Origin of the sequence: Hydrogenobaculum sp. 3684, from assembly GCF_000213785.1 — a bacterium.
Lineage (GTDB): Bacteria > Aquificota > Aquificia > Aquificales > Aquificaceae > Hydrogenobaculum.
This window is the reverse complement of sequence record NC_015557.1, coordinates 435,465-448,359: the sequence shown is the minus strand read 5'-3', so window position 1 is coordinate 448,359 and position 12,895 is coordinate 435,465. Positions and strand designations below refer to the sequence as shown.

Here is a 12,895-nt window from a genome sequence, read left to right as displayed (position 1 = left end):
CAACTATATGGTATATTTTATGTATGCATAGGGATTGGTCAAATACTTATAAATTTTTACATTGGACTTTTGCCCCTTTGATAGCATTGCAGCTGTTGCTATCGCTTTTCATGAGCTCTAAGAAACAAGGGCTTCCATATTTGCTATTTAACATTCATATAACAATAGGTCCTATTCTAGCTGGTGTTATAATAGCTCTATGGATATATATATTAACAAATGCTTCTATAAGATCTCACTTTTTCCCTTACAATAGATGGGATGAAGTAGTCAATGATTTTAAAAACCTTACAAAGTTTAAACTAGCAGAGACTGGACCAAGGCCTGGGCTTCCTGGTTTTGCTCATGGGCTTGGTTTAATAGACGTTAGCATAGTGCTTGTAGCAGGTGTTATAATGCACTTTCTGTTTCCATTTTCTTTGAAAGATCCATCTTTAAAACCAATCATTCATTTTTTTATGGAAATTCATGATTTTTTTGGAAATTCAATGTGGGTTTATATGGTAGGTCATATGTTTATGGCTTTGTTGCATAGAATAGTTTCTAAATAACTTTGCCTGGATTAAATAAATTTTTTGGATCAAAACTTTGTTTTATGGCTTTTAAAAGCTCAATACCAACATCTTTTAACTGCCATTCTAAAAATTTCTTTTTAGTAAGACCAACACCATGTTCGCCAGTGATAGAACCTTGATAATGAAGAGCTAACTCAAATACTTCATCTACTGCCTTTTCTGCTCTTTCTAATTCTTCTTTGTTTAATTTATCGTAAAGTATGTTTACGTGGAGGTTGCCGTCTCCTATATGCCCAAAGTTTACTATAGTAAGGTTATATTTTTTTGCTATTTCGTTTATTTTTTGCAGTGCTTCAGATAGATATATCCGTGGGAAAACTATATCTTCGTTTATCTTACCGGATTTGATGTTAGCAAGGGCTGGACCTATATTTTTTCTTGCACTCCAAAGTTTTTGTTCGTGTTGAGGGTTTTGGGCTGGTATAACATCAGCTCCTAAAGACTTTAGTATGTTGGATACCTCCATTTTTTCTTTTTCTACACTTTCTTTTTGTCCGTCAAGCTCTATCAGCAAGACTCCTTCGGCATCTTCTGGAATACCTGCTGGATAGAATTTTTGTACAGCTTGTATAGAATTTTTATCCATAAATTCCAATGCACAAGGCAATATACCAGACGTCAGTATTTTAGTTACAGATTTACCTATATTTTCTATGTTGTTGAATATGCCCATTATGGTTGATTTGTAAGGTGGTTTTGGTATCAATTTTAATATAGCTTTTGATACTATACCAAGTGTTCCTTCCGAACCAACTACAAGTCTAGTTAGATCATATCCTGCTACATCTTTTATAATGGGATTTCCAGTTTTTAACAGCTTTCCTTCTTTTATGTACATTTCTAGCCCTAACACATATTCCCTTGTAACCCCATACTTCAAACACCTTGGACCACCGGCATTTTCTGCTATGTTGCCACCTATAGTAGAATATTTAAAGCTAGAGGGATCTGGCGGATAAAATAATCCTAGAGACTCCACGTAGTCTTGCAACTCCGATGTAACAACCCCTGGCTCCACGTAAGCTGTGGTGTTGTCTACATCTACATAAAATTTATTCATTTTTTCAAGGGATATCACGATAGACCCCTCTACAACAGGTGTAGCGCCACCTGTCAAACCTGATCCGGCACCTCTTGGTACAATGGGTATATCTTCTTCATAACAGATTTTTACTATTGTTTCTATATCTTCTGAAGATGTGGGAAAAGCTACAGCTATAGGAGTAATATGTTCTATTGGAATGGCAGTGGCATCGTAAGAGTAGAGTTTTCTTTCTACTATAGAATCGTTAATTTTATCGCCCAAAGCGTTTTTAAGTTTTTTTAATTTTTTTTCCATGTATTAGATAATAGCTTAAATCTTAAGCAAGTCAAGGGTTTTAATCATTAGAGATTATGTACCATGTTCCCAGGAGGACATATAAGCTATCTGTTCTGGTGTAAGTATATCAATCTCTATGCCCATGGAATCAAGCTTTAGTTTAGCTACTTTTTGGTCTATGTCATCTGGCACTTTATACACATCTTTTCCTAATTTGCTATGGTTATTTAAAATAAATTCTGCTGATAGTGCTTGATTGGCAAAAGACATATCCATAACAGAAGCTGGATGACCTTCGGCTGCTGCTAAGTTTACAAGTCTTCCTTCTGCCAACACGTATATACGTTTTTTACCGCTTTTAGTGTTGATAATATATTCTTTAACCATAGGCCTTCTTTCGTTTATTTCCAATGCAACACTTTCTAAATATCTGACATCTATCTCTACGTCAAAATGTCCTGAGTTTGATACGATAGCTCCGTCTTTTATCACTTCAAAATGCTCTTGCCTTATCACTTTTGTATTTCCTGTTACGGTTACAAATATATCTCCCAATGGAGCTGCTTTTTCCATTGGCATAACCAAAAAACCATCCATCCTAGCTTCTAACGCTTTTAAAGGGTCTACTTCTGTAACTATAACATTAGCACCCATGCCTCTTGCTCTCATAGCTACTCCCTTACCACACCAACCATAACCAGCAACTACAAACGTAGAACCTGCTATAAGCCTGTTGGTGGCTCTTAATATACCATCCAGAGTTGATTGGCCAGTGCCGTATCTGTTGTCAAACATATGCTTTGTAAGAGCATCATTTACTGCTATAACTGGAAATTTAAGAGCCTTATCTTTTGCCATAGCTTTTAGTCTTATAACACCTGTAGTTGTTTCTTCCATTGCTCCAAAAATCTTTTTGGTTAGCTCTTCGTATTCTTTGTGAGCAGTAGAAATCAAATCAGCTCCATCGTCTATTAGTATATTTGGATTTTTATCTAGGATGCTTCTTAAATGTTTATAAAATGTATTGTTATCCTCACCCTTTATTGCAAATACAGGTATGTCATAATCTTTTACCAATGAAGCAGCTACATCATCTTGAGTTGAAAGCGGGTTTGAAGCACAAAGATATACGTTTGCTCCTCCTTCTTTTAATGTTATCATAAGATTTGCTGTTTCTGTAGTTACATGAAGACAGGCTCCTATGGTTATACCCTGAAAAGGTTTTGTCTTAGAAAACTCTTCTCTTATAGATTTTAATACGGGCATATCAATGCCAGCCCATTCAATTCTATCCTTTCCTTGTTTAGCCAAATTAATATCTTTTATATCGTAGTTCATTATTTAGCCTCCTTTTTTATTTTGAAAGTGCATTTTTCATGTCCTTGAGCTTGACAGGATACCTCTACAACGTTATATTTTGTCTGTAATAATTCTGTTAAAAAACCGCTGAAAAATCCAGCCATTGGCTCACAAACAGGTTTTTTGCTTTGTGGTATAGCTTCTACAAGTATAGAGCCCTCTACATATATTTCCATGTTTTCCACCGATGTTTCCATAAACGTTATTAGTCTTGATGATTCAGCTATTATAGTGAGTAAGTCTAAAGCCTCTGAAAGCTTATCTGTGGTTACTTCATACCGTTCTTTCAAAGTTATTGCACCCTTCTTCCCTCCAAGCTCTGCTGCCTTTTTAATAAAGGTACCTATGCCTAGCTTGTTTAACTTGAAAAGCTCTTTATAACCATCTATAAGAGCTGATCTATGTATTAAAACGGACTCCCTTTCTATAGCTTCCGCTAATATCCTTAGATTATCTCTAAATTCCATATTTTCACCCACCCTACTATTATAACATCATAAAATAGCTTCGTCGTAATCTATGTAATCGTAAGTTTCCCTGCTTCTTATAAGCCTATATTTTCCATTTTCTACAAGCACTTCTGCAGCTCTTGGCCTTATGTTGTAATGGCTTGACATAGAAAATCCATAAGCACCGGCGCTTAATACTGCAAGATAATCTCCTCTGTCTACTTTATGTATTTCTCTGTCTTGAGCTAAAAAGTCTCCAGTTTCACATATTGGTCCTACTATATCGGTTTTAATAAAATCTTCTTTATATTTGTTGTGGGTAGGAACTATGTGGTGATAAGCTCCGTATATGGAGGGTCTTATAAGGTCATTCATGCCAGCATCTACTATTACAAAATGTTTATGACCTTTATCTTTTAAAAATTGCACTTCTGTTATCAAGATACCAGCGTTGCCTACCATCGATCTGCCAGGTTCTAAACAAAGCCTTGCTTTTATATCTTTAAAAGCCGGATACAAAGCTTCTTTTAAATCTTTAGGATGTGGTTCCTGCTCTTCGGGTTTATACTTTATACCTAAGCCTCCTCCCATATCTATATACTTAATATCAAACCCATCTTTTACAAGCTTGTCGTAAAGCTCTCTTACTTTCTCAGAAGCTTCTATATAGGGTGATACATCCAAAAGCTGGGAACCTATGTGACAGTGTATACCTATTACATTAAGGTGTTTTAGGCTTTTAGCATACTGATACTCTTTGTAAGCAGTTTTTATATCAACTCCAAATTTGCTTTTTTTCATACCAGTGGATATATAAGGATGGGTTTTAGGGTCTACGTCAGGATTTACTCTTATTGCTACGTTGGCTTTTTTCCCAAGATTTTTTGCTATATCGTTTAATATATCGAGTTCCATTGAAGATTCTACGTTAAACATTTTAATCTCTGCTTCAACGGCAGCTTTTAACTCTTGTATAGTTTTACCAACACCAGCATAAACTATCTTAGAAGGCTCTATCCCGGCTTTTATAGCTTTTCTAAGCTCGCCGCCAGAAACTATGTCAGCTCCAAAACCCTCATCCTTTAAAAGCTTTACAATGCTTAAATTTCCATTTGCCTTCAAAGCGTAATGAAAATCCGTATCTTCGAACGCTTCTTTATAGGCTTTAGCTTTGTCTTTTATGTAAGAAGCCGAATACACGTAAAGAGGTGTCCCAAATTCTTTAGCAAGCTCCTCTAAATCCACATTTTCTAAAAATAACTTATCTTCTTTGTAATCTAAATACTTGTTGTAATCTTTTAGCATATTCTCTCCTCTCTTGTGATATAACAAACGGCCACAGAAAACTCCTTCTCATGAGATATGGATATAAAAGGTTTTAATTTTTGAGCCTTTAGGAAATCATTTGTATGAGTATCTTTAATCCTTAACTCCGGTATCCCGTTTTTAGACTTTACTATTTCAAAATCTTTAAAGCTAAAACGTCTAACGGATAAAAATGAGAAAGCTTTTATAGAAGCTTCTTTAGCAGCAAATCTACCAGCTAGACATTCAATATTCATTTTGCATAAATTTATTTCGTACTCTGTATATACCCTATTTAAAAAATGATAACCAAACCTTTCTAGGGCTTTAGCTATCCTTATGTTTTTTACAATGTCTATACCTAACAATCCTCTTTTAACCCTAGATTCTTAAGCATTGTAATGGCTGGGCACCAATTTGTAAAAGCAGATTGTATTTGATTTATAGCCATAAACAGTATGAGAAGTTTCCAAAGGAAACCTACATCAGAACCCAATATACCAAATAGGAAAATAAAAAGAAGCATACTACCAGATAACAATCTTAGGCCTTGATTAATTGTTAGGCTTTTAAGAAAATCCATATTTACCTCCTTTATACTAATACTTCAGAAGCTACTTCTTCAGGATGAGCAATTCTACCCAAAACAGCACTCGCAGCAACTACGGCTGGGCTTGCCAAATAAGCTTCACTTTGTGGATGACCCATACGACCAGGAAAGTTTCTATTGGAAGTAGATATACATCTTTCTCCTTTAGCGAGTATTCCCATATGCCCACCTAAACAAGGACCACATGTTGATGTGCTAACGGCACACCCAGCTTCTATAAATATATCTATCAAACCTTCATGAAGAGCTTGCAAGTATACATTTTTTGAAGCTGGTATGACAATGCATCTCGTGTAAGGATGAACTTTTTTACCCTTTAATATGCTTGCCGCTATTCTCAAATCCTCAATACGACCATTTGTACAAGAACCTATAAAAGCCTGATCTATAGTTATATGAGTAGATTCAGATACTGGATGTACATTTGATGGTAAATAAGGCCATGCCACCATAGGTTCGATAGAAGAAGCATCCCACTCGTATACTTCTACATAGTGTGCATCTTTATCGCTTTGATATATCTTGTAGGGTTTCTTTGCTCTTTTTTCTACATATTCTATGGTTTTTTCATCTGGAGATATGATACCGCTTTTTCCACCAGCTTCTATCGCCATATTTGCTATGGTTAGTCTCTGGGATATGTCCAAGCTTCTTATGGCTTCTCCGTCAAACTCCATAGCTCTGTAAAGCGCACCGTCAACACCTATTTGACCTATCGTATAAAGTATCAAATCTTTACCACTAACCCACTTATTAAGCTTTCCGTAGAATATAAATTTCATCGATTCTGGCACTTTTAACCATATCTCGCCAGTGGCTATAGCATAAGCTAAGTCTGTACTTCCTACACCTGTAGAAAAAGCTCCAATACCTCCGTAGGTGCAAGTATGAGAGTCAGCTCCTACTACCAAATCACCTGGCACGACTATTCCGTTTTCTGGCAACAATGTATGCTCTATACCTTCACCTTCCCCAAAAAACCATTTTATATTGTGTTTTTTAGCAAAATCTCTCACTATTTTGGCTTGTTCTGCAGATTTTATATCTTTTGCTGGAACAAAATGAGATAGGACAAGTGCAATTTTGTCCTTGTCAAATACTTTTTCTATGCCGTATTTTTCTAAAGTTTTTATGGACAAAGGAGCAGTGACATCGTTGGCCATTGCCAAATCTATTTTGGCAGTAACAAGCTCTCCAGGAAACACTTCCTTTTTCCCAGCATGATCTGCAATTATTTTTTCAGTAATAGTATGTCCCATATAATCACCTCTTAAAATCTAGCTAACTATTTTACAATATGAGAAATTTATTGTCAACAGTGGTTTCCTCATATGTTAACCACATCTTTATCAACTTTAGGCTCTACGTTATTTTCTTTTTTCTCTAAAGATTCCTCTTGTTTACAAGCATTTTTTATCTCAACGCCGTGTAAGCTAAGTATCTCTACAAACTCTTTACAGTCTATGGTCTCTTTTTCTATTAGTCTTTTGACCACACTGCTTAAGGCTTCCTTGTTCTCGGCTATAACTCTTTTTGTTTCTTCATAAGCAGATGCGAGGAGTTTTTGTACTTCTTTGTCTATCTCTTTTAGAAGATCTGGGCTACCTTCCATGACTGTAGAACCACCAAGGAAAGGGTTGATATTCCTTCTTACAGATATTGGTCCTACATTTTCGCTCATTCCCCAAGTAGCTACTATACGGTAAGCTAAATCGGTAGCTCTTTGAAGATCGTTTTCTGCTCCTGTAGTTATACCATCCTTACCATAAAACACTTCCTCTGCACATCTTCCACCCATAAGTATATGTATTCTTGAAAGAAGATCTGCTTTGTCGTAAATATGCTTATCGTCTAGTGGAAGCTGTGTAGTCACTCCTAAAGCCATACCTCTTGGTATAATTGAAACTTTGTGAAGAGGATCAGCGTTTGGCATCATAAGTCCCATTAAAGCGTGCCCTGCTTCATGAACGGCTATTTTTTCTTTCTCTTTTGGTGATATGGCCATACCTCTTCTTTCCAATCCCATCATAACTCTATCTATAGCCTCTTCCAAATCCTCCATATGTATAAGATCTTTTCTTTTTCTAGCCGCCAAAAGTGCCGCTTCGTTTAATATGTTCTCAAGGTCAGCTCCAGTAAACCCTGGTGTTGCTCTTGCTATAAGTTCCAAATCTACATCCTTTGCAAGTGGTTTATTTTTAGCATGGACTTTTAATATCTCGTATCTTCCTTTTACGTCTGGCTTTGGAATAAATATTTGCCTATCAAACCTTCCAGGTCTTAAAAGGGCTGGGTCTAAAATATCCGGTCTATTTGTAGCTGCTATTATGAGTATGCCTTCAGAAGTGTCAAAGCCATCCATCTCGACTAGAAGCTGGTTTAACGTTTGCTCTCTTTCATCGTTACCACCTAGGTTGATAGCCCCTCTGGTTCTTCCTACCGCATCAATCTCATCTATAAATACTATACAAGGAGCATTTTTACGAGCTGTTTCGAACGTATCTCTCATTCTAGCTGCACCTACACCTACAAACATCTCAACAAAATCTGATCCAGATACCGATATGAAAGGTACATGTGCTTCTCCCGCAAGAGCCTTAGCCAAAAGGGTCTTTCCAACACCTGGTTCTCCATAAAATAGTATGCCTTTTGGAGGTCTACCACCTAATTTTCTAAATCTTGCTGGGTCTTTTAAGTATTCTATAACTTCAGCCACCTCTTCTTTAACTTCATCCATACCAGCTACATTGTCTAACTTTACGTTTGGTTTTTCTTCTATATAAACTTTTGCCTTTGATTTTCCAAAAGAGAAAGCTCTTGTGGGTCCACCATTTCCCATTTGTCTCATCATTAAAATCCAAATACCAGCAAACAAAAGCACTGGAAACCAAGATATTAGCATTGATACAAGCCAGTTTCCACTGGAGGATATATCTTCTCCGCCAGATGGGGAAGCTTTTACCTTTACTCCATCTTTTATCATTTCATCTATAATAGATGTATAACCTTTTGGAATATAGGTTTCTACTTTCTGGCCGTCTTTGGTATAAGCTATTATCTTATCGCCTTTGATATCAGCCTCACCTATCTTGCTTTGTTTTACCATGTTTACCAACGTTGTTAAAGACATAGGAGTTGCACTTGGTGAGGATGAACCTTTTTCCTCAAACAGATTAAAAGCCACTATCATAAAACCTATAATTAGAAACCAAATAAGGATATTCTTAGCTGTTTGCAAAGCACTTACCTCCAAAACGAAGTGATAAATATAAATTTAAAATAAAATTAAAAATTAGCAATACTTTTCCAGATATTTTCTGCAAGGTTAATTCTCTGATTTTTGTCTGGGTTTTTATCTAGTTTCCATATGTTAATATGCTCTTCTATCATATCTTGAAGTATATCAGCATTTGAATATTGCGAGGGTTCTTCATAATCAAAACCATTTAAAATAAAGCCAAGAGGTTTTATATCGTGGCTTTTAAGATAAAAATAAGTTAAAAAGCTATGGTTAAGCGTCCCAAGATAAGCTCTTGCTACAATAAGAGGTAACGCATTTAAAGATTTGATTAGATATGCATAATCTATCAAAGGTTTTACCTTTATAGGCACAGCAATACCACCTGCTCCTTCCACTATAAGCACACTAGCTTTTTGTTCTCTTTCTTTTATTGTTTCAACGATTTTATCAACATTTATATCTACTTTTTCATCTAAAGAGCAAGCATAGGGCGACATTGGTTTTTTGAAGGTATATATTACGCTTTCTTGCCATGGTTTACCTAAAATACTACTTATTTTGTAAGCATCTTCTGGTTTTTCATCAACACCAGTTTCTATAGGCTTTATATAATCAACGTTTACACCTTTATTTTTTAAATATTCCACCAAAATAGAGCTAATATAAGTCTTACCAACGCCTGTATCTGTGGCGCTTATAAACAATATCATCTTTTATTTTGAATAGCAGTTTTTAGCTTTTCTATAAAATCATAAACATTCATAACACCTTGGAATTCTTCATTTTTACTTCTAACAGAAAGTGACTTTTCTTGCACCTCTTTATCCCCAACCACTAAAAGTATCGGTATCTTTTGAAGTTCGTTGTCCCTTATCTTTGCATTCATTCTTTCTGGTCTATCGTCTATATAGGCTCTAATGTTTCGGGCTTTTAAAAGCTCAAAAACTTCTTTGGCATAATCTAAATGTCTATCGGCTATAGGTATTATAGCAGCTTGTATAGGAGAAAGCCAAATTGGTAAGTGGCCTGCATAATGTTCTATCAAAACACCTGTAAATCTTTCTATAGAACCAAGCAAGGCTCTATGTATTATGTATGGTCTATGTTTTTTGTTGTCTTCTCCTACGTAGGTAAGATCAAAACGCTCCGGAAGATTAAAATCAAACTGTATGGTAGAGCACTGCCAGAATCTACCTATAGCATCTTTTATTTTTATATCTATCTTAGGACCGTAAAAAGCACCACCGCCTTCGTCTATTTCGTAATTTTTATCAAGGGCTTCTAAAGCTTCTTTTAAAGCCTCTTCCGATATTCTCCAGTTTTCTTCCGTGCCTATGGCATCTTTTGGTTTTGTGGATATAAATATTTGATAGTCTGAAAAGCCAAAATCTTTCAACACATCAAAAGCTAGTTCAAGCGTTTCTTTTATCACACTTTTTACATCTTCTTCTTTGCAAAAAATATGTGCATCATCTTGGGTAAAACCTCTTACTCTCATCAGTCCATGTAAAACTCCTGACATTTCGTATCTATAGACAGTACCAAGCTCAGCTATTTTAATAGGAAGCTCCTTGTGACTTCTTATCTTTGATTTGTATATAGCCATATGAAAAGGACAATTCATAGGTTTTACATAATAAGATTCTTCTTCAATCTTCATTTCTGGAAACATGTTTTCTTTGTAATAGCTAAGATGTCCACTTGTTTCCCAAAGTGTTGATTTTCCTACGTGAGGTGTATATACAAACTGATAATTTAAAGCTCTATGCTTTTCTTTAAGATAGTCCTCTACCACCTGTCGTAGTATGGCACCTTTTGGAAGCCAAATTATAAGCCCTGGACCCACTTGTTCATCTATTGTAAAAAGCTCAAGCTCCTTCCCTAATCTTCTATGGTCTCTTTTTTTGGCTTCTTCGTAAAGTTTTAGCCTTTCTTCAAGTTCTTTTTCCGTCCAAAAGGCTATGCCGTATATTCTTTGTAGCATTGGTTTTGATGCATCCCCTCTCCAATAAGCACCAGCTATAGAACTGAGTTTAAAAGCCCCAGCCAATGCTGTGTTTGGAATATGCGGCCCTCTACATAAATCTACAAATTCTCCTTGTTCGTATACACTTATTCGTGCATCGTTTGGCAAAGAATTTATTATGTCTAACTTATAAACTTCTTTTTTGTTTTCAAAAAACTTCAGAGCCTCTTCCCTTGAAAGTTCTTTTCTTTTAATATCTAAGCTTCTTTTTATTATCTCTCTCATTTTATCTTCTATGATCTTTAAATCTTCTTCGCCTATGTGATGCCCTTCTACTTCTACATCGTAGAAAAAACCATCCTCGGTGGTTGGTCCTATCCCAAGATGTACTTTTTCATCTCCGTATATTTCTTTTAGGGCTTGTGCCATAATATGTGCTAAAGAATGCCTTAGTATGTCTAAGCTTTCTTTGTCTTGTTTCGTTATAGGTTTTAACGTTCCACCGTGGTATATTGGTGTTTGAAGATCGTAGATAATACCGTCTATAGATATTCCTATAATATCTTTTGAATCTAAGTTTAAAGCTTTTAAAAGCTCAATACCAACTATACCTTCTTGTAAATCGTATTCTTGATTGTTAAATACTATTTTCATACTAGAACCTCTTTATACGTTGAATCTAAAGTATATTATATCACCATCTTTTACAATGTAGTCTTTTCCCTCCAACCTTATAAGCCCTTGCTCTTTTGCCTTTGTCATGGACTTAACTTTTATATAGTCATCGTAGTTTATTACTTCTGCAGCTATAAAGCCTCTTTCTATATCAGAATGTATTTTGCCAGCAGCCTTTTGAGCTTTGGTATCTTTTGCAATAGCCCAAGCCCTAGACTCTTTTGGGCCGGCGGTAAAAAACGTTATAAGTCCCAAAAGTTTATATCCGCTTTTAATAATAGAAGATAAGCCAGTTTCCTTTAAACCATAAAGGTTTAACATTTCTTGAACTTCTTCTTTTGACATATCAATCATTTCTGACTCTAGCTTTGCACACACTGGAATTACTGGAGCGTTTTCTTTTTCTGCATATTCCAATAGATTTTTGTAATGTTGGTTGGAAGTAGGTTCTTGAATTTCTTCTTCAGATAAATTTGCTACAAACATTGTAGGTTTAATACTAAGAAGAAATAGCTTATTTTTTGCATATTCTTTCTCTTCTTCTGTAAGATCAGCTCTTCTTAAGGGTATCATTGAGTTTAAAATATCTTCAAAATTTTTTAAGTATTCTAACTCTTGTTTTGCTTCAGCGTTCCCACCTTTTGCAATTTTTTCTATTTTTTGAATAGCTTTTTGTACAGATTCTAAATCTTTTGCTATAAGCTCCAAATCTATAATTTCTATATCCCTTATGGGATTTACAGAGCCTTCAACGTGTGTAATATTGTCGTCTTCAAAACATCTTACCACTTGTACTATGGCATCTACGTTTCTTATGTGTGATAAGAATTGATTTCCAAGGCCTTCACCTTTGCTTGCACCCCTTACCAAACCAGCTATATCCACAAACTCTATAAATGTCGGTACTGTTTTGGCAGAGTTTTCTAGTCTTGCTATTTCGTAAAGTCTTTCGTCTGGGACTTCTACTGTGCCTATGTTTGGCTCTATTGTACAAAATGGATAATTGGCAGCCTGAGCTTTGGCCACCTTTATAAGAGCATTAAATAACGTAGACTTTCCTACGTTTGGTAAACCAACTATACCGCAACTAAGGGGCATTTACTCTTTTTTTTCTCCTTCGTTTTGCTCCTTATTCTCCCCTTCTTCTAAAGCTTTTTTGGCTCCTTCTATAGCACCGTTTGCAGCTGCTGAAGCAACCTTTATGATACTTTGAGCCATATTCATAAGCTTGGTGGTTATTTCTTTACCTTTTTCTAGTGGTATCTCCACTATGCTTTTGCTTTCTTTGTCCAAACCAAGCTCTTTTTTAATCCTTGCTATTTCCTCTTCTAAGCTCTCAATAGCTTTTTTTACATCTACTTTCTCTTCCATATTACACCTCCTTATTTATATTA

Annotated in this window: 13 protein-coding genes; 1 reads left to right on the top strand and 12 read right to left on the bottom strand. The window is 35.6% G+C overall.

Annotation, left to right across the window (positions count from 1 at the left end; translation table 11 throughout):
- Positions 1-23: 23 nt before the first annotated feature.
- Positions 24-551: a cytochrome b/b6 domain-containing protein gene (locus HYD3684_RS02580; RefSeq protein WP_015419134.1), complete on the top strand. Its 528-nt coding sequence runs from the start codon at positions 24-26 to the stop codon at positions 549-551.
- Here HYD3684_RS02580 and HYD3684_RS02575 read toward each other — a convergent pair.
- The 12 genes from HYD3684_RS02575 to HYD3684_RS02520 form a co-directional block, all read right to left on the bottom strand.
- The gene (locus HYD3684_RS02575) at positions 544-1,914 is read right to left on the bottom strand and encodes an FAD-linked oxidase C-terminal domain-containing protein (protein ID WP_015471343.1); all 1,371 of its coding nucleotides are present in this window, start codon (positions 1,912-1,914) and stop codon (positions 544-546) included. The two genes, HYD3684_RS02580 and HYD3684_RS02575, sit on opposite strands and share 8 nt — an antisense overlap.
- A gap of 54 nt (positions 1,915-1,968) precedes the next feature.
- Positions 1,969-3,234 (bottom strand): adenosylhomocysteinase, encoded by a 1,266-nt coding sequence (ahcY, locus tag HYD3684_RS02570; protein WP_015419132.1) that lies wholly within the window; start codon positions 3,232-3,234, stop codon positions 1,969-1,971.
- On the bottom strand, positions 3,234-3,722 hold the full coding sequence (locus tag HYD3684_RS02565; RefSeq protein WP_015419131.1) for a V4R domain-containing protein: 489 nt from the start codon (positions 3,720-3,722) through the stop codon (positions 3,234-3,236). Before HYD3684_RS02565 ends, ahcY begins: the two co-directional genes overlap by 1 nt.
- Positions 3,723-3,749: 27 nt before the next feature.
- Positions 3,750-5,009 carry a diaminopimelate decarboxylase gene (lysA, locus tag HYD3684_RS02560; RefSeq protein ID WP_015419130.1) on the bottom strand — a complete coding sequence of 420 codons (1,260 nt, stop codon included), beginning with the start codon at positions 5,007-5,009 and terminating at the stop codon, positions 3,750-3,752.
- Positions 5,003-5,377 (bottom strand): holo-ACP synthase, encoded by a 375-nt coding sequence (acpS, locus tag HYD3684_RS02555; RefSeq protein ID WP_015419129.1) that lies wholly within the window; start codon positions 5,375-5,377, stop codon positions 5,003-5,005. Before acpS ends, lysA begins: the two co-directional genes overlap by 7 nt.
- Complete coding sequence (locus HYD3684_RS02550; protein WP_015419128.1) at positions 5,371-5,592, bottom strand: DUF2892 domain-containing protein; 222 nt, start codon at positions 5,590-5,592, stop codon at positions 5,371-5,373. Before HYD3684_RS02550 ends, acpS begins: the two co-directional genes overlap by 7 nt.
- Positions 5,593-5,603: 11 nt before the next feature.
- Positions 5,604-6,878, bottom strand: a complete 1,275-nt coding sequence (gene leuC / locus HYD3684_RS02545; RefSeq protein WP_015419127.1) for a 3-isopropylmalate dehydratase large subunit — start codon at positions 6,876-6,878, stop codon at positions 5,604-5,606.
- 68 nt (positions 6,879-6,946) lie between these two features.
- On the bottom strand, positions 6,947-8,857 hold the full coding sequence (gene ftsH / locus HYD3684_RS02540) for an ATP-dependent zinc metalloprotease FtsH (RefSeq protein WP_015419126.1): 1,911 nt from the start codon (positions 8,855-8,857) through the stop codon (positions 6,947-6,949).
- Positions 8,858-8,904: 47 nt separating this feature from the next.
- On the bottom strand, positions 8,905-9,570 hold the full coding sequence (gene bioD / locus HYD3684_RS02535) for a dethiobiotin synthase (protein ID WP_015419125.1): 666 nt from the start codon (positions 9,568-9,570) through the stop codon (positions 8,905-8,907).
- Complete coding sequence (gene thrS / locus HYD3684_RS02530) at positions 9,567-11,480, bottom strand: threonine--tRNA ligase (RefSeq protein WP_015419124.1); 1,914 nt, start codon at positions 11,478-11,480, stop codon at positions 9,567-9,569. Before thrS ends, bioD begins: the two co-directional genes overlap by 4 nt.
- A 12-nt stretch (positions 11,481-11,492) precedes the next feature.
- A complete protein-coding gene (gene ychF, locus HYD3684_RS02525) occupies positions 11,493-12,599 on the bottom strand; it encodes a redox-regulated ATPase YchF (protein ID WP_015419123.1) in 1,107 nt (368 codons plus the stop codon).
- Positions 12,600-12,872 carry a hypothetical protein gene (locus HYD3684_RS02520; RefSeq protein WP_015419122.1) on the bottom strand — a complete coding sequence of 91 codons (273 nt, stop codon included), beginning with the start codon at positions 12,870-12,872 and terminating at the stop codon, positions 12,600-12,602.
- Positions 12,873-12,895 lie beyond the last annotated feature (23 nt).